17 protein-coding genes are annotated in these 21,030 nt (G+C 67.6%); 9 read left to right on the top strand and 8 right to left on the bottom strand.

Features of this window, described 5'->3' with window-relative positions; all coding sequences use genetic code 11:
* Positions 1–3 precede the first annotated feature (3 nt).
* The 3 genes from G7043_RS13605 (at position 4) to G7043_RS13615 (ending at position 4,097) form a co-directional block, all read left to right on the top strand.
* A complete protein-coding gene (locus G7043_RS13605) occupies positions 4–1,203 on the top strand; it encodes an HNH endonuclease signature motif containing protein (RefSeq protein ID WP_166045975.1) in 1,200 nt (399 codons plus the stop codon).
* A 394-nt stretch (positions 1,204–1,597) separates the two neighbouring features.
* Positions 1,598–2,929 (top strand): cellulose binding domain-containing protein, encoded by a 1,332-nt coding sequence (locus G7043_RS13610; protein ID WP_166045976.1) that lies wholly within the window; start codon positions 1,598–1,600, stop codon positions 2,927–2,929.
* Between the two features lie 157 nt (positions 2,930–3,086).
* Positions 3,087–4,097 (top strand): MFS transporter, encoded by a 1,011-nt coding sequence (locus G7043_RS13615; RefSeq protein WP_242642240.1) that lies wholly within the window; start codon positions 3,087–3,089, stop codon positions 4,095–4,097.
* Here the strand turns inward: G7043_RS13615 and G7043_RS48275 are convergent.
* Positions 4,016–4,717, bottom strand: a complete 702-nt coding sequence (locus G7043_RS48275; RefSeq protein WP_313887847.1) for an LLM class flavin-dependent oxidoreductase — start codon at positions 4,715–4,717, stop codon at positions 4,016–4,018. The genes G7043_RS13615 and G7043_RS48275 overlap by 82 nt on opposite strands.
* Before the next feature lie 126 nt (positions 4,718–4,843).
* On the opposite strand from G7043_RS48275, the gene G7043_RS13625 reads away from it, so the two are divergent.
* Positions 4,844–5,713, top strand: coding sequence for a bile acid:sodium symporter family protein (locus tag G7043_RS13625; RefSeq protein ID WP_313887848.1), 870 nt, complete (start codon positions 4,844–4,846; stop codon positions 5,711–5,713).
* A 33-nt stretch (positions 5,714–5,746) separates the two neighbouring features.
* The gene (locus tag G7043_RS13630) at positions 5,747–7,186 is read left to right on the top strand and encodes a carboxylesterase/lipase family protein (protein ID WP_242642242.1); all 1,440 of its coding nucleotides are present in this window, start codon (positions 5,747–5,749) and stop codon (positions 7,184–7,186) included.
* 9 nt (positions 7,187–7,195) lie between these two features.
* On the opposite strand, the gene G7043_RS13635 is transcribed toward G7043_RS13630, so the two are convergent.
* Entirely contained in the window at positions 7,196–8,713 is a 1,518-nt protein-coding gene (locus tag G7043_RS13635) for a M28 family metallopeptidase (RefSeq protein ID WP_166045978.1), read from the bottom strand.
* A gap of 102 nt (positions 8,714–8,815) precedes the next feature.
* Here G7043_RS13635 and G7043_RS13640 point away from each other — a divergent pair, with 102 nt between their 5' ends.
* Entirely contained in the window at positions 8,816–9,556 is a 741-nt protein-coding gene (locus G7043_RS13640) for a lipopolysaccharide core heptose(II) kinase RfaY (protein ID WP_166045979.1), read from the top strand.
* On the opposite strand, the gene G7043_RS13645 is transcribed toward G7043_RS13640, so the two are convergent.
* Both G7043_RS13645 and G7043_RS13650 read right to left on the bottom strand, forming a co-directional pair.
* Positions 9,473–10,252, bottom strand: a complete 780-nt coding sequence (locus G7043_RS13645) for an ABC transporter permease (RefSeq protein ID WP_166045980.1) — start codon at positions 10,250–10,252, stop codon at positions 9,473–9,475. The two genes, G7043_RS13640 and G7043_RS13645, sit on opposite strands and share 84 nt — an antisense overlap.
* On the bottom strand, positions 10,249–11,199 hold the full coding sequence (locus G7043_RS13650) for an ATP-binding cassette domain-containing protein (RefSeq protein WP_166045981.1): 951 nt from the start codon (positions 11,197–11,199) through the stop codon (positions 10,249–10,251). The genes G7043_RS13645 and G7043_RS13650 overlap by 4 nt, the downstream gene beginning before the upstream one ends.
* Positions 11,200–11,299: 100 nt before the next feature.
* Here G7043_RS13650 and G7043_RS13655 point away from each other — a divergent pair, with 100 nt between their 5' ends.
* Together G7043_RS13655 and G7043_RS13660 are read left to right on the top strand one after the other, a co-directional pair.
* Positions 11,300–12,049 carry a TetR/AcrR family transcriptional regulator gene (locus tag G7043_RS13655; RefSeq protein WP_166045982.1) on the top strand — a complete coding sequence of 250 codons (750 nt, stop codon included), beginning with the start codon at positions 11,300–11,302 and terminating at the stop codon, positions 12,047–12,049.
* 206 nt (positions 12,050–12,255) lie between these two features.
* Complete coding sequence (locus G7043_RS13660; protein ID WP_166045983.1) at positions 12,256–13,017, top strand: anti-sigma factor family protein; 762 nt, start codon at positions 12,256–12,258, stop codon at positions 13,015–13,017.
* 99 nt (positions 13,018–13,116) lie between these two features.
* On the opposite strand, the gene G7043_RS13665 is transcribed toward G7043_RS13660, so the two are convergent.
* Genes G7043_RS13665 through G7043_RS13680 form a run of 4 tightly spaced genes read right to left on the bottom strand, consistent with a single transcriptional unit; the run spans position 13,117 to position 18,615 of the window.
* A complete protein-coding gene (locus G7043_RS13665; protein ID WP_313887849.1) occupies positions 13,117–14,526 on the bottom strand; it encodes a nickel/cobalt transporter in 1,410 nt (469 codons plus the stop codon).
* Entirely contained in the window at positions 14,523–15,815 is a 1,293-nt protein-coding gene (locus G7043_RS13670) for a tetratricopeptide repeat protein (RefSeq protein ID WP_313887850.1), read from the bottom strand. Before G7043_RS13670 ends, G7043_RS13665 begins: the two co-directional genes overlap by 4 nt.
* Positions 15,812–17,410 (bottom strand): DUF4331 domain-containing protein, encoded by a 1,599-nt coding sequence (locus G7043_RS13675; protein ID WP_166045984.1) that lies wholly within the window; start codon positions 17,408–17,410, stop codon positions 15,812–15,814. Before G7043_RS13675 ends, G7043_RS13670 begins: the two co-directional genes overlap by 4 nt.
* A gap of 29 nt (positions 17,411–17,439) precedes the next feature.
* On the bottom strand, positions 17,440–18,615 hold the full coding sequence (locus G7043_RS13680; RefSeq protein WP_313887851.1) for a pyridoxal phosphate-dependent aminotransferase: 1,176 nt from the start codon (positions 18,613–18,615) through the stop codon (positions 17,440–17,442).
* Positions 18,616–18,946: 331 nt separating this feature from the next.
* Between G7043_RS13680 and G7043_RS13685 the strand changes: the two genes are divergently transcribed.
* A complete protein-coding gene (locus tag G7043_RS13685; RefSeq protein ID WP_313887852.1) occupies positions 18,947–20,998 on the top strand; it encodes a DNA gyrase/topoisomerase IV subunit B in 2,052 nt (683 codons plus the stop codon).
* Positions 20,999–21,030: the final 32 nt, after the last annotated feature.

The raw sequence follows: 21,030 nt of genomic DNA on the forward strand, positions 1-21,030 counted from the left end.
CACGTGATCGAAACCCGACTCCTCCCCACCGACGAGCTGCTGCGCAGCCTCGTTGATGAGGTGGTGGAGATTCGGGTTCGTGAGAATTCCGTGTTGCAGAAGATTGCCGAGTTGGATCGGCGTGGGGCTGCGGGCGAGCTCGGGTACAAGAATTTGCCGCAGGTGTTGCGGCACGCGGTCCGCTGGGATCTCACCACGGCCAAGAAATGGGTCACGAACGCCGGGCTTTTGGGTGGTGAGATCACGCCGACCGGCAGTCAGCTCGCGCCCGTGCTTCCGGTGACCGCTGACGCTGTGGCCGAGGGTGCGTTGTCGGTCGAGCACGTCACGGTGGTCGCCGAGGTCATGAAGGCACTGCCCGCCGAGGCTGAAGACTCCATCGTGGGCTTCGCTCGGGAGCATGGGCCCAGTGCGGTGCGGGCGTTCGGCAAGGACCTGGCCTACCGGCTCTACCAGGACGACCCGGAGCCGCGTGATCCCGCGCCCGCGCTGCAGGTCAACCAGCATGTGATGAGCTGGAAGAACGGCATGCTGGAGATCAAGGCCCTGCTGGACACGGTCACCGGCGCCAAGTACCAGGCGCTGCTCGACCCGCTGGCGAAGCCGCGCCCGGAGACCGTCGAGGATGGTCCCGACCCGCGGTCACGTGCCGTGCGTGAAGGCGATGCGCTGGCGGAGCTGGTCGATCTGATGCTGCGCGCCGACCAGCTGCCCGAGCACGGTGGCGAGCCGGTCACGCTCACCGTGACGATGCGCTACGACGACCTCGCCAAGCAGGTCGGCCAGGCCACGCTGGACAACGGCGAGCACATCCCGGCCGAGCAGGTCCGTCAGCTGGCGTGCGACGCGGGCATCATCCCGCTGCTGCTGGGGGCGAAGTCCCAGCCGATGGACATCGGCCGCAAGACCCGTACCTTCACCGCCGGAATCCGCCGCACCCTCGTCGCCAGAGATCGCGGCTGCGCTTTCCCCGGATGCGGTAGACCACCCAGACAATGCGACGGCCACCACGTGCGCCACTGGTCGGACGGCGGCGACACGTCAGTCGATAACGCCGTTCTGCTCTGCCGCCATCACCACACGCTCATCCACCAAAGTGAATGGGACGTGACAATGGAGCACGGCATCCCCACGTTCTATCCTCCCCGCTGGCTCGACGAAGATCGCAAGCCTCGGAGAAATCTTCTCCATGCCGCCGTCTGATCGCCACGGGTAATGCCGTGGCGAAGCGAAGCGAGCCGTCTTCCTCTTTGTCGCGCTGGGCAAGCGGTCATGACGCAACCACTGCGCGATTGGGGCTTGACTTTGGGTGCGAGGTGCTACCGTGGTCGGATCGGCCGGGCGCTCTATATGCCCGGCTTTTGAAGGCCGATAAGCACCTCGCAAGGGCCCCGAAGTCAAGCCCCAATCGCAATCGTCGCGCAGCGGCGATGAAACGACCCGGCCCGTCGAGGCTCCAGGTGCGCGCTTGCTCCCCAATCTCAAGCGGACTGATCGTGAGAGCGCTCCCTCGCGGTGTGGTTCACCCCCTTGAACCGGTGGTTTAGACCAGTTAGCGTGCTCCCCATCACGTACCCCTGCACGTGAATGGAGCATCATGAAGAGGTTCCGCTGGCAGTTCCTGACCATCGGCCTGGCGGTGGCCGCGGTGGTCGGAGGCGTTGTCGCCGCTCCCGCGAGCGGCGCGACGGGCGTGACGGCGGCGTTCACCAAGACGTCGGCCTGGGACAGCGGCTACGAGGCCAAGTACACGATCTCCAACGGCGGCGCGTCCGCGCTCACGTCGTGGACCGTCGAGTTCACGCTGCCGAGCGGTCAGTCGATCGCGTCGCTCTGGGACGGTTCGTACACCGCCAACGGGCAGAACATCACCGTTCGCAACACCTGGAACGGCAACGTGCCCGTCGGTGGGAGCACGAGCTTCGGCTTCACCGTGCGCGGTTCCGGTGGCAACCCGTCGAGCTGCAAGATCAACGGCGCGTCGTGCGACGGCACGGGCAACCCGACGACGACCACGACCACCACCACGACGACCACGTCGAACCCGCCGTTGCCCGGCACCGGCCGCGGCGCGCCCTACCTGTACCTGGGCTGGGGCGAGCCGCAGAGCGCGACTCAGGTCATGAGCTCGACCGGCGTCAAGTGGTTCACCCTCGCGTTCGTGCTCTCCGGCGGCGGGTGCACCCCGTCGTGGGACAGCCAGCGCCCGCTCACCAGTGGCGTCGACCAGCAGACGATCAACGCCATCCGCGCGGCCGGCGGTGACGTCGTGCCGTCGTTCGGTGGCTGGAGTGGCAACAAGCTGGGCCCGAACTGCTCGACCCCGGAGGCGCTGGCCGGCGCGTACCAGCAGGTCATCAACGCCTACGGGTTGAAGGCGATCGACATCGACATCGAGAACTCCGACGAGTTCGAGAACACGACGGTGCAGGATCGGATCATCACCGCCCTGCGGATCGTCAAGCAGAACAACCCGGGCATCCAGACGATCGTCACGTTCGGCACCGGCACCACCGGCCCGAACTTCTACGGCGCCCGGCTGATCGACCAGGCCAAGGCGCTGAACGCGAACATCGACGTGTTCACGATCATGCCGTTCGACTTCGGCAGCTCGAACATCCGCACCGACACCATCGGCGCGGCCACCGGGCTGAAGAACAAGCTCAAGTCGACCTTCGGCTGGAGCGACGCCGAGGCGTTCAGGCACGTGGGCATCTCGGGCATGAACGGCCTGTCCGACCAGCGCGAGCTGACCACGGTCGACGACTGGACCGCGATCCGCGACTGGTCGAAGTCGAACGGCCTCGGGCGACTGGCCTTCTGGTCGGTCAACCGCGACCGCGGCGGCTGCGACGGTCAGGTGGCCGCGAACTGCTCGGGCATCCAGCAGTCCGACCTCGCGTTCACCCGCATCACCGCTGGTTTCTAGAGCGTCACTCGCCGTCAGCGCCAGTTAATCGGTGGCGCTGACGGCTTACTCTGGTGTCATGCGACGACGACGATCCTGATCTTCAGCTGATCTGACCCGAACCGCGACAGCGTGGGCGTGGTGTTCGCACCTGCTCCCGATCTACGCGCTGTACGCGTTGCTCTTCGACGACAGCGGACTGTCGGACGGCTCCATCTCGGTGCTGTTCGCGATCTGGGGACTGACCGCCGTCGTGTTCGAGGTGCCGTCAGGCGCCATCGCCGACCGCTTCTCGCGCCGTTCGTGCCTGGTCGCCGCCGGTGTGCTGCACGCCTTCGCGTACGCGTCCTGGGTGGTCTTCCCGTCTTTCTGGGGCTTCGCTCTCGGGTTCGTGCTGTGGGGTCTCGGCGGAACGCTGACCTCGGGCGCCTTCGAGGCCCTGCTCTACGACGGGCTGGCGGCCAACGGTGACGAGTCGTCGTACGGACGACTCAACGCGCGGATCGACACCATCGAGCTGATCGCTCAGGTCCCGGTCGCGGTTCTCGCCACCGCGCTGTTCTCGTTGGGCGGCTACCAGCTGGCCGGTTGGGTCTCCGTCGCCATGTGCCTGCTGTCCTCGGTGATCGCGTTGCGCTTCCCGGAGCCTGAGCGCGGTTCTGATGACGACCTGGGATACCTGGAGACTCTGCTGACCGGTCTGCGTGAGGCCGTGCCGATCAAACGCGCTGTGCTCGCCGTGGCGCTGGTCTACGCGATCGACGCGATCGAGGAGTACCTCCCGCTGCTGGTCAAGAACTGGCACGTGCCCACGGTGTGGGTGCCGCTGGCCACGATCGGCATCCCGCTGCTGGGCGCCGCCGGTGCCTCGCTGGCCGGCCGGTTGCCGTTGCGCGGCTGGGTCCTCTTCGCGTCCGGTCTGGTGCTGATCGCGGCGGCGGTGCTGGCCGTGCCCGCCGCCATCGTCCTGGTGGGACTGTTCTACGGGCTCTACCGGTTCGTGCTGGTGCACGTGGAAACCGACCTGCAGCACCGGATCGAGACCGACGCCAGGGCCACCGTCACGTCGGTCGCCTCGATCGGAGCGGAGTTCGTGGCGTTCGGGGTCTACGGCCTGTGGGTGCTGGGGTCGGCGCTGGCGATCGGCGTGCTGATCCTGGTGGTGGCACTCGTGATCTGGCGGAGGTGATCTGCGTTCCTCGCGTGGATCAGCAACCGGTCGGGGCGCAGTTCCAGCGCGGCGTCGATGTCGTCCTCGTTCGCCAGCACGCCGAGTTTCGGGTTCCTGGCCTGGTCGCGGTACCTCGCGACGTGGTCGGTCTGGTTGGCGAACACGAACAGGCCGTCGTCGTGTTCCGCGGCCAGATCGGCAATCTCGGGAGAACGGGTGCAGGCGTGCCAGAGATAAGGCCTGTTGGGCCACAAGGCCTTCAGGGTCTCGTAGTGCTCGATGGTGAGCGGCAGACCGTACTCGATCTCCTTGCCGAACCAGCCGAACACCTTGGCGGTGTTGCCGCGGCCCAGCACCAGGTCCGTTCGGTTCGGGGCCAGGTGGTTCAGGGTGGCGTACTCGGCGGCGAGCCTGGCCGGGTCGTTCGTGGTGATCAGGGTGGTGGCGGTGGAGAGCCGCAGGTGCGTCGTCCTGGCCGCGATGTAGGCGAGGAGGGTGGTGGGGGAGGACGAGTTGTAGGGCGGGTTGTGGTGCTCGCCGACCGCGAAGACGTCCAAACCCGCTGCTTCGGTGGCGATCGCGAGGGTGACGATCTCGTCGGGTTCGAGGTCACCCGCGGTGAAGACGCCGATCTGCACGGTGGCCAGTGTGCCCCGCCGCCGGGCGCTTAGCCTCCACCTGGCCGATTCCACAGGCGGGGGCGTAACGCCAGGATCTGCGGAACAGATCAAACTGCACAAACCAGGACATCCGCGGAGGCCGCCGTGCTCGTCGTCCAGATCTTCCTGCCGCTGGCGCTCGCGCTGGTCATGTTCGGCCTGGGCCTGACGCTGACCACCGCGGACTTCGCCCGAGTCGCCAAGTACCCCAAAGCCGCGATCATCGCCCTCGTCTGCCAGGTCGTGATCCTCCCGGCGATCTGCCTCGGGCTGGTCCTCGCGTTCGGGCTCAAAGGAGTGCTGGCGGTCGGCATGATGCTGCTGGTCGCCTCGCCGGGCGGGACGTCGGCGAACCTCTTCAGCCACCTGGCCGGCGGGGACGTGGCGCTCAACATCACGCTCACGGCGATCAACTCGGTGTTGGCCGTGTTCACGTTGCCGATCGTGGTGGGCCTCAGCATGGCGCACTTCATGGCGGACGACGCCGAGGTCGGGTTGCAGCCGGCGAAGTTCGTGCAGGTGTTCGCGATCGTGCTGGTGCCGGTGGCGATCGGGATGCTGGTGCGTCGCAAGTTCGAGGCCTGGGCGCTCAAGATGAACGACCCGGTGCGGATCGCGTCCGTGGTCGTGCTGGTGCTGGTGATCATCGCGGCGATCGCGCAGGCCTACCAGCAGCTGATCGACAACATCGCGACGCTCGGGCCGGTGGCGTTGCTGCTCAGCATTCTCAGTCTGCTGATCGGGTACTACGTGCCCAAGGCGTTCAACGTCGAGCGCGGACAGGCGGTCGCGAGCGCCATGGAGATCGGGATCCACAACGCCACGATCGCGATCACGCTGGCGTTGACGGTCCTGAACGACGAGACGATGGCGATCCCGCCGGCCGTCTACGGCGTGCTCATGTACCTGCCGGCGGCGGTGGCGGCGCGGTTGTTGTCCCGGAACCGGGCCGTGGCCCCGAATCCTGGGGTCTAAAGCGCTTGCGGTGGGGGCTAGGTTGATCGTGACATGCGTTCAACCTCAACCTTCACAGCGGCCGTTCTCGTTGCCGCAGTAGCAGTTCCCGCCCACGCCGCGGGAACCACCATCCGCACCGACACAGGATTCGTGTCGGGATCCGTCATCAACGCCCAGCGCAGCTTCCAGGGCATCCCGTTCGCCGCGCCGCCCACCGGGGACAACCGGTGGCGCGACCCGCAGCCGGTCCAGCCGTGGCGCGGCGTCCGGCACGCCATCGAGCCGGGGCCGCGTTGCGCACAGGACGAAGGGCTCGGCAGTCCCGCCAGTGACAGCGAGGATTGCCTGTACCTCAACGTCACGGCGCCCCAGAAGGCGCACAACCGGCCGGTCCTGGTCTGGCTTCACGGCGGCGGCTTCACCAGCGGCGCCGGGTCGGACTACGGCGTGGACCAGTTGGTGCGCAAGGGTTCCGTGGTCGTCACGATCAACTACCGCCTCGGCGCGTTCGGGTACTTCGGGTTCCCGGGACTCGAGGGATCCGGCGCGTTCGGGCTGAAGGACCAGCAGGCCGCGCTCCGCTGGGTCCAGCGCAACATCCGGCAGTTCGGCGGGAACCCGCACAACGTCACGCTGTTCGGGGCGTCGGCGGGTGGGCTGTCGACCTGCGCGCAGCTGACGACACCCAGAACGCAGGGCCTCTTCCACAAGGCGATCATCCAGAGCGGACCGTGCCAGCTCGGCTTCCCGGCGGGGGAGAACCAGGTCCAGCACATCTGGGCGAAGCGCGAAGACGTCGAACAGGCGGGCGCCACGGCATCGCACGGCTGCACGGATCTCCAGTGCCTCCGGCAGCTCCCGGTCCACCAGGTCACAGCGTTGACACCGCTGTTCTCGTCGCCCGCGTACGACACGGAAGCCCTGCCGCACAACCCGATCACGGCACTGCGGGAAGGCCGCTTCCACCAGATTCCCGTGCTCACCGGCACCGCGCGTGACGAGCTGACGGTGTTCGTGGCGATGTACTACGCACGACTCGACGCCGCGCAATACGAGCAAGCCGTCACGGAAGGCTTCGGAGCGGCCAAGGCGCAGCAGATCCTGAGCGCCTACCCGCCGCGGGGCGGCGACGAGCGGGTACAGCTCTCGAACCTGCTGACCGCGATGACCTCGGCCTGCACGACCGACGAGCTCCGAGCCCGAACCCAGGCGTTCGGGTACGAGTTCGCCGAGCCGAACCCGCCGATGATCTTCCCCGGCATGCCGGAGTTCCCGTACGGGGCCTATCACGGGTCGGAGCTGCCGTTCCTGCTCAGGTACGGCAACGTCGAACTCGGCGAGAAGCAGCGCAAGCTCTCGGACGAGATGGTCACGGCCTGGACTAGGTTCGCCGAAACCGGGCGTCCCGGCTGGGAGCGCCAGGACGCCCGGCTGTTCGCGACCGAGCAGGTCGCACCGGCGGACCACCGGTGCGACCTCTGGTCCTCTTAGGACTGAACGTCAGGACAGAACGCCTCGCGGCACGCGCCCGTGCGACTTGCCGGGCGTGCGCACGCCGTTCACCGCGGAGGTGTCGAACGCGAACGTGATCACCGAAGTCGCGATCGCGTCGGAGTTCACGTCCAGCGCGGTCAGGTTCAGGTTCGACCGGTTGTCGCACGGTTGGTGGTAGCACGGGTCGTAGGCGACGCCCGCGGTGCCGCCGTACAAAGCGGCCTGCTGAGCCGTCTTGATGCCCTCCGCGCCGGTGAACAGGCCACCCGCCGGGATGCCGACCTCGATGAACGGGCCGTAGTCCGAACGCCCGGAGAACTCGGTGTCCTCGGACGGCAGGCCACGACCGGCGTAGAACTTCTCGAAGACGTCCTCGATCTGCGCCGACCCCGGCGGGATGAAGCCCGGCGGGGCGGTGCCGCTCGAGTTGTCGCCGTCGTAGATGCCGAAGAAGTGGTTCGGCGAGCCGACCATGTCGAAGTTCAGGTACAGCGCGATGCGGTCCCGGTCCGCCTGCGGCAGCGTGGTGACGTAGTGGTCGGACCCGAGCAGGCCGGACTCCTCCGCGCCCCACCACGCGAAGCGGACCTTCGCGTTGGTCTTGACCTTCGACATCTGGATCGCGGTCTCCAGCAACGCAGCCGAGCCGCTGCCGTTGTCGTTGATGCCGGGCCCGTCCTGCACGCTGTCGAGGTGTGCGCCCGCCATCACGACGTTGTTCGCGTTGCCGTACTGGGACTCGGCGAAGACGTTCCAGGCGGTGCGCGTGTCGGTGATGACCTCCACCTTCACCCGGACCGTGGGCGAGGGAAGTGAGGCGAGCTGGTTGCCGACGGCGAACGTCGCGGACACGACCGGGATGGTCAGGCCCGTCCCGTCACCGATCGGGATCACGATCCCGCTGCGATCCGGCTGGCCCTCGTTGAACAGCACGACCGCCGACGCTCCCGCCGCCTGCGCGTTGGCCACCTTGACGGTGAAGTTGCAGGTGCCGCGCTGGATCAACGCGATCCGGCCGGGCACGAACCCGGCGAAGTCGGCCGCGTCGCAGCCGCTGGAGCTGCTGGGCGTCGGCGTGGGCGGCAGGACCAGGTCGACCGCCTGGATGATGCCGGTGACGTCACCTTCGGCCCGCGGCACGAAGTCGGTGTAGGTGAAGTCGAGGTCCTTGCGGTACGGGATCACGAGCGGCGCCAGCACGTCGAGCACCGAGTTGTCCTCGAGGTACGTGAAGTCGAACTGTTGCACGGAGGGCGAGTAGCCGGCCGCGTTGAGTTGCGACACCACGTAGTTCACCGACGCCTGGTATCCAGGACGTCCGGCCGCGCGGTCGCCGTGGGTGTTCGCAATGGACTGGAGTGCGTCGAGGTGCCGAAGCACGCCGTTCAGCGTGACGGCCTTGGTGAGCTTGGCCGGGGTGTTGTTGTTGGGATCAGCGAGTGCGTGGCCGGTCACGGCGAGTGGCAGTACCAGTGCCAGTGCCGAGACGAGCGCGAGACGCCTGCGCCGATAGCGTTGGGTCATCGGTATGCCTCCATGCGTGCTTCGCCGCCGAATGCATCCCCCGAGAATCCATATCTGTCCGATGTGTCATGTGTTACACCCTTTGCTACTGGAGGTGGGTGTTTGTTCCGGTTGCTGGAGACCGCCGTCCGGGTCGAACCGCTGGAAGGAGAGGGCCTCACCAACGTCCTGCACCTCGTCACGCTGGCCGACGGGCGCAAAGCCGTGCTGCGGCAACCGAAGATCGCGCGCGACCTGCCGAAGTTCGTGGTGCCCGGCGCGCCGGAGATCCTCGCGCACAACGGTCGCGGCGACGTGCTGGTCGAGTACGTCGAGGGCCGGACGCTCGCGGACGCACTGCCGGTGTCCGACGAGGTCTGGCGGAGCATCGGCCAGGCGTTCCGGAAGGTCCACCGCGTCGGCCTGCTGCACAACGACGTGAACCTCCACAACATCATCGTCGGCGACGGCACCGCCACGCTGATCGACTGGGACAACCCGGGACAGGGCAACCCGCTCGATGAGCTCGCCGCGTTCGAGGAACACCTCTACCTGCACGGAGCCGTGCTGCCCCAGGCGTTCTGGACCGGGTACGGCCACACGCCGGACCTCGGCCTGCTGCGCGTGCACCGGATAGCCGGCTGCATCGGCTGGCTCGCGAGCGAGGACTGGCGGGAGTGGGAAACCGATCGGACGCTCACTCCCGCGAACCTGGCCAGGGTCCGGAACTGGCGGCGACTCCTCGCGGAGTGGCTCGCCGACCAGTTCCGGACCGACTACTCAGCGGCTGAGGTTGCGGTACTTCAGCACCGACAGCGGCCAGAAGACCGCGACGAACACCGCGGGCCACAGCACGGCGAGTAGCAGCGAGTGCTGCGCCGCCCACGAGTCACCGCCGACCCCGGGGTTGCCGAACAGCTCCCGCGCCGCCGCCACCGTGGACGACAGCGGGTTCCACTCGGCCACCACCCGCAGCCAGCCCGGCATCAGCTCGGGCGAGACGAACGTGTTCGCGAACATCGTCAGCGGGAACAGGAACATCCACGACGCCTGCGCGGCCTCCGGCTTGACCAGCAGGCCGAGGTAGATGCCGACCCAGACCAGCGCGAACCGCAGCCAGAGGAACAGCGCGAACGCCACCAGGGCGTTGAGCAACCCGTCGTGGAACGACCAGCCGATCACCAGGCCGCACAGCGCCAGCACGAGCAGTTCCAGCGACGAGTTCACCAGGTCGGCGATGCTGCGCCCGGCCACCACCCCGGTCTGCGACATCGGTGAGGCGCGGAACCGGTCCGTCACGCCCCGGTCGGCGTCCATCGACACCATCATCAGCGTGGTGCCGACGCCGAACGCGATGGTCTGGCCGAACATGCCGGGCAGCAGGAACTCGATGTAGTCACCGCCGCCGAACACGTTCATCGCGCTGCCGAAGACCAGCCCGAAGATCAGCACCGAGATGACCGGGTAGGCCAGGTTCGCGAACACCCTGACCGGCTCGCGCACCCAGTGGATCAGGTCGCGCTTCGCCACGACCCACGAGTCGATCGCCGCGTACCTCATGCCCGCACCCCAGAAGTGTCGACTGCCTTGTGTCCCGTGATGGCCAGGAAGACCTCGTCCAGCGTCGGCCGGCGCAGGGCGATGTCCTCCGCTTCCACGCCCTTCGCGGCCAGCGCCGACGTCACCCGCGTCAGCGCCGCCACCCGGTCGATCACCGCCGCGCTCACCCGGAACCCGTCGGCGTCCACCTCGGCGTCCGGGCCGAGCACGTCCCGCACGACCGGCAGTTCCTCGGCAGTGCGGACCACGACCTCGATCCGGTCGCCGCCGAGCTTGGACTTGAGCTGGTCCGGAGTGCCCTGCGCGGCCACCCGGCCGGTGTCCAGCACGACGATCTGGTCCGCGAGCTGGTCGGCCTCGTCCAGGTACTGCGTGGTCAGCAGCACCGTCGTCCCCTCCGCGACGACCCGTTTCACCTCCCGCCACACCTCGCCGCGGTTACGCGGGTCGAGACCGGTCGTCGGCTCGTCCAGGAACAGCACCGACGGCCGCTGGATGAAGCTCGACGCCAGGTCCAGCCGCCGCCGCATGCCTCCCGAGTACTGCTTGGCCCGCTTGTCGGCGGCGTCGGTCAGCCCGAACTGCTCCAGCAGCTCGTCGGCCCGCGCCGAGGCCTGGCGCTTCGAGAGGTGGTAGAGCCGGCCCCACATCACCAGGTTCTCCTTGCCGGTCAGCACGTCGTCCACCGTCGACTGCTGGCCGTTCAACGCCACCTGGCGCCGCACCTGAGGCGCCTCCCGCGCCACGTCGAAGCCCGCCACCTCGGCGCGGCCGCCGTCCAGGCGCAGCAACGTCGCCAGGATGCGCACCGCCGTCGTCTTGCCGGCGCCGTTCGGGCCGAGCAGCCCGCACACCGTTCCCGCCGGCACGGCCAGGTCGAACCCGTCCAGTGCCGCCTTCTTGTCGAAACTCTTCCGCAGGCCTTCCGCGAGCACCGCGTGTCCCACGACTTCACCCCCGTGGCTTAACTGCTTACGTTGTACACCAGGTGTACGTTGTACACGGTTCTAGGATTCACCGGCAAGCTGGTTGTGAAGAGGGGGCTGGGTGAAGAGCGACCGGGACCGGAGCATCCGTCTGCTGTGGGAGCCGCCGGCCGAGGCGACGAGAGGCCCGAAGGCCGCGCTGAGCCAGGCGCGGGTGGTCGAGGCGGCCATCAAGGTGGCCGACGCCGAGGGCGTCGACGCGCTCACCATGCGCCGGGTCGCCGAGACGCTGGGCAACACGGCGATGTCGCTGTACCGGCACGTGCCGGGGAAGTCCGAACTGCTCGACCTGATGGTCGACGCGGTGTGGGCCGAGACCGAGCACACGCCGAAGGGGCCGTGGCGCGCCGGGCTGGAGTTCTTCGCGCGGCAGATGTGGGCGATGTACCGCGCGCACCCGTGGATGCTGCAGCTCACGACCTCGCGGCGGATGCCGGGCCCGCACGCCATGACCCGTCAGGACGCGGCCTACGCCGTCGTCTCGGAGCTGGGCCTCGCGTCCGAGGAGATCGTCGCGGTGGTCACGGCGGTCGCCCAGTTCGTCGACGGGGTCGGCCGGACGATGGCGGACCGCGTGCAGGCCGAACGGGAGACCGGCGTGTCCGAGGAGGACTGGTGGAACGGCCGGGAGGCGCTCTGGCAGCACTTCACGCCCGACCGGCTGCCGATGATGACCCACCTCTGGAACTCCGGCGGCTTCGAACGGCCGCTGGACGAGTTCGAGTTCGGTCTCGCGCGGCTCCTGGACGGCCTCGCGGTGTTCATCGAAGCCGAGGAACGACCACTGGTTCGTCGAGAGACGTGCCTGTAGCCATTCGAGACACCTTGAGTCGTCCGATCGAGTGAAAAGCGCAGCTCAGGCAGGGCCGGAACAGTAGTTGGACGGTTACGTAATGCCATTGTTATGCGCAATCAGAATGAACTCGTTCGCAAGCTGAACCGACCACTCCTATCTGCGCGTTTTCCTTGTGACACCGTTTCGCCGCGGGGGTCGAATCGGGACGACGAGGAGGTCGTATGACAGCTGGCGCGCACGACGCGGTCACCCTTGGCTGCTACGCGCTCGGCGTTCTGGACGCGCACGAGAGTCTTGGCGTCGAGCAGCACCTGAGGGGCTGTCCGTCCTGCCGTGCGCAGGTCGCCGACTTCCATCGGATCCGCATGGTGCTCGACGAGATACCTCGGGAAGCATTCCTGCACGAGCTCGAGCTCGAAGCCGACCTGCCCAAGCCGTCGGATCTGGTGCTGCAGCGAACGCTGCGGCAGATCCGGAACGAGTCGGTCGTCCCGCAGCCGCGGGTGGCCGAACCTCGTCCCAGAGCCAGTCCACGTGCGGTGGAGGAATCACTTCCCGAACCGCAGCACGCCAAGCCCCGGCGCTGGCCGGGTTACCTCGCCGCCGCGGCAGTCGCCGCGGTGGTCGCGTTCGGAGGCGCTGCGGTTCTCATGCAGAACCAGGCACCGGGCACCAGCGTCGCCTCGACCCGCACGGGTGAGGGGACGTCCGGAGCGATCAGGATGGTGGCGAAGATCGAGCCGTCATCGCAGGATCGATACCAGGTGTCCGCACAGATCGCCGGGTTGCCGGCCGCGCAGAAGTGCAAGCTGATCGTGGTCGGGGCCGACGGCTCGAAGGCCGAGGCGTTCGTGTGGACCTCGTCCGACAAGCCGATGGCCGACGTGCGGGGTGTGGTGAGCGTGCCTCCACAGCAGGTGAAGTCCATCTCGGTGGAGAACGCGGAAGGCAAGGCGTTCGTGGTGGCGAACCTGTCGGGGTAGGACCTGTAAGGACAGAAACGGAGAAGGGCCCGGATTCCGAGGAATCCGGGCCCTTCTTACATTGGTGTAATTCGGACTTCGAGCAGCCTGCAAAGGACTTCAGACAGCCTGCAATGTGAGCCACGCTCCCACCACGATCACCATCGCGGCTGTGCCGACGGGTGCGTAATGCGAGAGCATGCGGGTGGCACGGCCGTCCAGGAATTTCTCCACGCGTTCCCGCGCCTTCACGAGCAGCAGTCCGACCGCGGTCAGCGTGGCGGCCATGCCGAGCCCGTAGCCGACGACCAGCAGCACGCCGAACCACGTCCGGCCCAGCGCCATGGCCCCCAGCAGGACGACGAGGGCGGACGGTGACGGCACCAGTCCGTTGGCCGCGCCCATGCCGATCAGGCTCGCGCGGCTGTAACCGTGCCCGTGGCCATGCCCATGACCGTGCCCGTGGCCATGACCGTGCCCATGTCCGTGGCCGTGCCCGTGACCATGGCCGACGCCGGCCAGCGCGGGTTCGCGGGTCGTCGACACGGCCGAGCGCAGCAGCATCACGCCGATCACCGCGATCAGCACACCGCTGACCAGGCCGAGCCAGCGCAGCACCTGCTCGCCGGCCAGCGCGGACGACGCGCTGATGACCAGGCCGAGCACCAGCACACCGCCGGTGTGCGTGGCCGTGACCGAGGCGCCGACGATGAACGCGTCCCGCGGCCGGCCCTGACGACCGGCAAGGTAGGCGGCGATGAGCGTCTTGCCGTGACCGGGCAACGCCGCGTGCGACGCGCCGAGCACCAACGACAGCAGGACGGCCAGCAACCCGAGCCACGGCGTGAGGTCGTCGCTGCCCAGGATGTCGTTCAGGGCGGACGCCGTGACGCTCAACGACTGGATGGGGGAGCCGGAAGCCTGCTTCGGCTCCGATCCGCTGCCCGGTTCGGCGTTGAAACTGACCGAACGGACGTCCATCGGGTTGCTGAGCAGGTCCTCCGGGTACGTCCGCAGCTCGTTGCTGATGCTCTCGGTCGGCACCTGAGTCTGGGTCAGCCTGATCCCGGTGCCGGCGGCGGTGATCTCCCGCCAGCCGACCCGGTCGGTGTTCGACTCGTCCCGGAAATCGAACTTGGCCGGCCTGTCGAGTTCGACCTTCGCGGTGAACTCGCAGACCAGCCGGGTGGTGCTGAGATCGGCCTGGCCGATCGGATGTTCCTTGGTGGCGCTGGAGAGCGTCCACGAGATCTGCCGGCCGTCGACCGTGGACCGGTCGGTCCGGGAGACCTCGTCACACCACTGTCTCGCGTCCCGCGTCTTCAGGTTCTCCTGCAGCGTCGGGATCTCCGCCACGTCGACCACGGATCTGAGATCGATCCGGTCGGGATGCAGGTGGAGCCCGTGGTAGTGGTTGACGCTGAAGTTGCCCAGCGGGTGGGCGGACGCCTCGCCGTTGATGAAGAAGATGCCCGCCAGCAGGAGGGCGACGACCAGGACGGGCCGCACGACCCAGTTGGACAGGCTCACCTGCCGCCTCGCAGTTCGGCGAGCTTGCGACCCGCCTTCAGCGACTGCAGGGGGGAGAAGTTCGCGTTCAGCCGCAACGCCTGCACCAGCGCTTCCTGCGCCTCCGCGATCCGGCCCAGGGCCGCGAGGATCATGCCGCGGTGGTAGGAGAACGTGGCGTTCTGCCAGCCCAGCGCGTTGGCCTTGTCCGAGAACTCGAGCGCCTCGGCGTCCCTGCCGTTCATGTGCAGTGCCCACGCCATCGCGTCGGCGACGAACACGCTCTGACGGCGGCTCCACTCGGCCTCCGCGCGGCGCAGCGCCTGCATGCCGTCACCGCGGTCCGCGGCCACCAGCGCCGCAGCCAGGTCGTCGGAAGCGCCCTGCGACTCCATCAGCCGCTGCTGCTCGGACAGCACGTCGTACTGCCGGGCCGCCTCCTCGGGCTTGCCGTTGGCCTCCAGCAGCTCCGCGTACTCCTGCAGGTACTGGGGGAGAGGAGCGCGGGCCACCAGCCTGCGGTAGTTCTCGAGTGCGACCGGGGCGTCACCCCGTGCCGCCGCGACCTTGGCCATGCCTTGAGTGAGAGTCATGTCGTCTCCTCTTGCCGCCAGTCCCTGCTCGTAGTGCTGTGCGGCTTCGTCGAGCCTGTTGTGGTCGAACGCGAGTTCACCCAGCCGATAACGGCAGAACGCGATCTCCTCGGGCGTCGACGCGGCGGTCAGCGCACGCTGCATCGCGTCGCGGGCGCCGTCGACGTCGCCGTGGAGTTCGAAGTGGAAGGAAGCGCGGGCGAAAGACGCGGTGTTGGGCTTGAGGTCCAGCATCTTCTGCACCGCTTCCTGCGCGCCCGCGTCGTCGCCCAGCTGCGTCAACGCGTCGGCCAGCACGCCGTACGCCTCCGCGGAGGACGGCAGTGCGGCGATCGCCTTCGTCGCCCAGTCACGGGCGGCGGTGAAGTCGTGGCGGGCGTTGGCCAGCGTGCCCATGCCGATGGCGGCAAGGCCCGTGTCGCCCGCGTTCTTCAGCGCGCCCTCGGCCTTCGCGTAATACGTCGGATCGGCCGTGACACGCGCCAGTTCCACATAGGACGCACCCAGCTGCGCCCAGGAAGACTTGTCCTGGGGCAGTGAGTGCAGTCGCTGCTGCAGCTGGTGCACCACGCGGTGCATCTGGTTCTGCTGCGCCACAGCCGGAACAGGGGGCTCGCCCCCGGCCCTGCTGTCGGCAGGACCGGAGGCGGCTAGGTAGGCAAGCGCCGCGGTGACCAGGAGAACCACCGCGACGGCCTGCCGTTGTTGGTACTTCACTTCGAGTGCGACCCGTACTTGCGGATCGACTGCTGACGCTTGCGCCACAGGAAGAAGCCCGCGCCGAACACGGCCGCCGAGCCCACCGCGGTGGTCATCGCCATCGGGTCGATGTTGCCGATCTTGCCGACCGGGTTCACCGCGACGTTCGCGGTCGTACCGGAGGCGCTGACGGCCGTGCCGTTGCGGGGCAGGCCGACGTACGGGAAGTTCGCCTCGAACGGCTGGTCGTTCGCGTCGACCTTGTCACCCGTGGCGAGCGCGTCGACGAGCTTGCCGGACGCCGCGGCACCCTCCATCGCCTGCACGGCGATGTCCACCACGTCGTCGGTGAGGCGACGGCCGTTCGGGAAGCCCTGCGTGTCACCGGCGAGCAGGCCGAGACGGTTCGGGTTGGCGTTCGGGTTGATCGACATGTTCAGCCGCAGCATCTCCGACGGGCGGAACCGCCGCGGGTCCACGTCAGCGTTGTTGACCTGCGAGTTCAGGTCCGCGTTGATCTGCGCGCCGAGCTTCTTCGTGATGCCGGTCAGGAAGATCTCGGCCAGGTCGTCGCGCTGGCCCTTCGGCGCCGGGATCTTGTAGATGGCCTCGATCAGCTTCGGCAGCTCCGGGTTCACCACCCGGTCCACCAGCTCCTTCACGCCAGCGTCCTGGTCCGGGCGCAGGCCGTTGAACGCGTCCTTCAGACCGGCGGGCGCCACGACCTCGTTGACCAGCGGGTTGCCCAGACGGGAGACCTGCACGAAGTCGCCCTGCGGCTCCGCCTTGCCCGGCGACAGCTTCAGGCTGCGCCGCTGCGTGGTGCTCCAGATGCCGATGTTCGGGTTGCGGTTCGCGTCGTTCTTCACCGCCAGCGCGTGCTTGGGCAGCTGGATCGCGATGGTGTTGACGTTGTAACCGCGCAGCGTGTCCTGGCCGACCTCGCTCAGGTTGCCGCCGTAGAGCAGGTCGAACACCCTCAGGTCGGCGAAGAAGGCGTCGTCGGACGGGCCGACGTAGACCTTGCCGCCACCGGCGACCTGCACGATCGCCTGGTCACGCAGCTTCTTGAAGTCCGGCATCGACGCCGGCCCGTTGGGCGACGGCGCGACCGGGGCGTTGTTGACCAGCTTGACCTTCTGGCCGTTCTGGTAGATCGCCTCGAGGTCGTAGCGCTGGCGGAACAACAGGTTCTCGTCGTCGAGCGACTCCACGGCACCGTTGGCGTACAAGAACGTGTTGTTCTTGCGCCGGTCGTCGTTGCGGAACTGGAACCGCAGGGTGATGTCGGGCTTCGCGTCACCGTCGTTGTCGACGTTGAAGTCGTACTGCGCGTCCTCGGCCCACGGGAAGAAGTTGGGGCCGCCGTTGGGTTCCTGGAACCCGGACCAGTTGCCGACCAGCGTCACGGTGTCCTTGTGGTCAGGACTGACGAACGCGTAGAGGTCCGTGTTGTCCACGGCCGGATCGCCCGCGATGAGAGGGGCCTCTCGGTGTGACGAGGCAGTGGCGTTCGTACCGCCGAACATGGCCGCGTTGAGCAGTGTGGCTGCCACCAGCGCGGCCGCAGCCACCTGGCCGCGCCGACCGCTGAGGACGTGCGGTGATGACATCTCTGGGCAAACCTTTCGGAGAAATGATTTCAGGCGCTGTGCATCAGCAGCGACGGTTCGCTGGAGTGACTCGGACTGTGGCTGGAGTGGCTGGTCCACCTCGATTGCGTGAAATCCCGGATGCCTTCGACGAGCCGTTCCACGTCTTGCTCGGGTCGTACGACGAGCCGCGCGAACTTGCTGGTCATGCCGAGCTTGTTGCCGCATTCGCGGATGAACACCTGGTGTTTGGACAGCAGGTGGTCCCGCAGCTCGCGGCCGTCCATGCCGCCGCCGAGCTTCACGAACAGGAAGTTCGCCTGCGACGAGTAGACGGTCAGATCGGGGATGCGCGACAGCTCCATCCCCATGCGGTAGCGGTCGCGGCTGAGCAGGCGCAGGCTCTCGGCGTACTCCGCCTCGTGCTCGGCCAGCATGAACACCACGGTCTCCGCGAGGGAGTTGAGGTTCCACTTCGGCAGCGTCTTGCGCATCTTCCCGGCGAGTCCCGGGTTCGCGACCAGGTAGCCGAACCGGATGCCGTGCAGGCCGAAGTTCTTGCCGAGGCTCTTCAGCACGACCACGTTGGGCCGGATGGACGCCTCGGCGGCGACCGACGGGTTGCGCTCGACCTCGACGAAGTCGATGAACGACTCGTCGATGACGATGAGGTCCAGGTCGGAGAGCTCGTCCATGAAACGGACGATTTCCCGGCGCGGCAGATAACCGCCGTCCGGGTTGTTCGGGTTGCAGATCACGGCCACTTTGCTGCCGCGCGTGCGGATGAACTTGATGTACTCGTCGATGTCCAGCTCGAAGTTGTTGCTCTCCTGGAGCAGGAACATGTCGACCCGCTTGTTGCTCTCCATCGGCTGGTCGGTCCAGCGGCCGAAGGTGGGGATCGGGATCGCGACGCTCTCGTGGATCCACAGGTGGTCCATCCACGTGATGAGCTCGGTCGAACCGTTCGACATCGCGAGGGTGGCCGGGTTCAGTCCCAGCACCTTGGACAGCTGGTCGGCGATCTTGGCGGAGTCGCTCGGGTAGAACTTGAGCATCGACTCCAGGTTCTTCGACAGCTCCTCGAACATCTCCGGCGTCGGGAAGTACGGATTGCACGGGATGCAGAAGTCCACGAGCTCTCCCGCACCGGTCCGCGACAGCTCGAAATAGGACGGGCTGTGCGCGGTCTGCTGGAAGAGACCCGAGTCCACACCATGCCGCACGCGATCACTCCGTCCCTCGGTCCGATTCCGACATCGGGGCATACGTGCCGTTGTTCATGACGGTTCACGGGTCCGTTTCGGGAAGGTCTCGGAACGGTCTCGCGGGGCAACCGGCGTGATGTTCGCCAAGCCGGGGTAGCCCCCGGTGGCGCGCGCGACGCTCCCGCCGCTGCTCAGCAGGGCCCTGACCGGCGGCTGGAGCGGGGTTCAGGGGCGTGCTGAGACAGTCCTGGAGTGCAGTGGTGACCGCCACGGCGGGCGTCCTGCGAAAAATTGTCGGTCCAGGCGGATACCCTGCTGGCAGTCCGCACAAGACCTGGGAGAAATACCCGTGACCGCAGAGACCCTGTACGGGGCCGACGACCTGACGCACCTCGAAGGACTCGAGGCCGTCCGCAAGCGGCCCGGCATGTACATCGGGTCGACCGACAGCCGGGGCATCAACCACCTCTTCAGCGAGATCGTCGACAACTCGACCGACGAGGGCGTCGCCGGCCACGCGACGAAGATCGTCGTCACGCTGCACGCCGACGGCAGCGTCCAGGTCGACGACGACGGCCGCGGCATCCCGACCGACGTGCACGCGAAGTCCGGTCTGTCCGGTGTGGAACTGGTGTTGACGAAGTTGCACGCCGGCGGCAAGTTCGGCGGCTCCGGCTACAAGACCTCCGGCGGCCTGCACGGCGTCGGCGCCTCCGCCGTGAACGCCCTCTCACACCGCTTCGACGTCACCGTGCGCAACGGCGGCAAGGTCCACGAGATGTCGTTCGCCCACGGCGTTCCCGGCGTCTTCGACGGCCCCGGCCCCAAGGCGAAGTTCACCCGCCAGGGCGGCCTGAACGTCGTCGGCAAGATGAAGCGCAACGAGTCGACCGGCACCTCGATCCGCTACTGGTACGACGCCCGCTACTTCGAGAACAACGCCGCGCTGGACGTGGAAGCCGTCCGTACGAAGATGCGCAACACCGCCTTCCTCGTCCCCGGCGTCACGTACGTGCTGCGGTCGGCGCTGGAAGACACGATCGCCGAAGAGGTCTTCCACTACCCCAACGGCCTCAGCGACATGGTCGACTTCCTCGCGCCGTCCGGCGACCGCGCCGTCTCCGGCACCCTGCTGATCAACGGCTCCGGCACCTACTTCGAGAACGCCGCCGACGAGAACGGCGTGATGCGGTCCAAAGTGGAGCGTCAGGCCGAGATCGAGGTAGCGCTGCGCTGGGGCACCGGCTACGAACGCACCGTCGAGTGCTTCACCAACACCATCCGCAACATGCACGGCGGCACCCACCGCCGCGGCTTCGACCGCGCGGTGGTGAAGGCGATCCAGGACGCCATCTCCAAGACCCGCGGCTTGTTGAAGCCCAAGGAGGACATGCCGACCCTGGACGACGTGCTGGAGGGCATGACCGCCGTCATCCACGTCCGCATCCCCGAGCCGCAGTTCACCTCGCAGACCAAGGACGAACTGTCCACCGCCGGCATCACCAAGGTGTTGCAGGGCATCGTCGACGCCCAGGTGCGCGCGTGGACCGAGGACCGCAAGACCAAGGTCGAAGCCAAGACCGTGCTGCAGAAGGTCGTCGACGCCTCCCGCGTCCGGCTGACCCAGAAACAGCAGAAGGACGCCGCACGCCGCAAGACCGCGCTTGAGGGCGCCGCGATGCCCGCGAAGCTGGTCGACTGCCGCACCACAGGTGTTTCGCGTAGCGAACTTTTCCTCGTGGAAGGCGACTCCGCCCTCGGCTCGGCCAGAATGGCGCGCGTCTCCGAGTACCAGGCGCTGCTTCCGTTGCGCGGCAAGATCCTCAACGTCCAGAAGGCCTCGCTCGCCGACACGCTGCGCAACGCCGAGATCGCGTCCATCGTGCAGGTGCTCGGCGCCGGCACCGGCCGCACGTTCGACATCTCGCAGATGCGCTACGGCCGGGTGATCCTGATGGCCGACGCCGACGTCGACGGCAGCCACATCCGGACGTTGCTGATCACGTTGTTCGCCAAGTACATGCGCCCGGTGATCGAGGACGGCCGCCTGTATGCCGCGATGCCCCCGTTGCACAAGGTGATGACCCGCGGCCGCAACGCCGAAACGCACTTCACCTTCACCCAGCGCCAGATGGAACAGACCGTCGCGAAGCTGGAGAAGGCGGGCAAGACGGTCGTCACGCCGGTGCCGCGGTTCAAGGGCCTGGGCGAGATGGACGCGGACGAGCTGTGGGAGACCACGATGAACCCCGCCAGCCGCTCCGTCCGCCGCATCACCATGGACGACGCCGAGGCCGCCGAGGAAGCTCTCGAGCTGCTGATGGGCGAGAAGGTCGAGCCGCGCCGCAACTGGCTCGTCGAGTCCGCCGCCAGGGTCGACCAGTCGGCCATCGACCTCTAAGCCCTTCCTGAGACAGACGGAGTTACGAAGTC

This window comes from Lentzea alba (assembly GCF_011067745.1).
GTDB lineage: Bacteria > Actinomycetota > Actinomycetes > Mycobacteriales > Pseudonocardiaceae > Lentzea > Lentzea alba.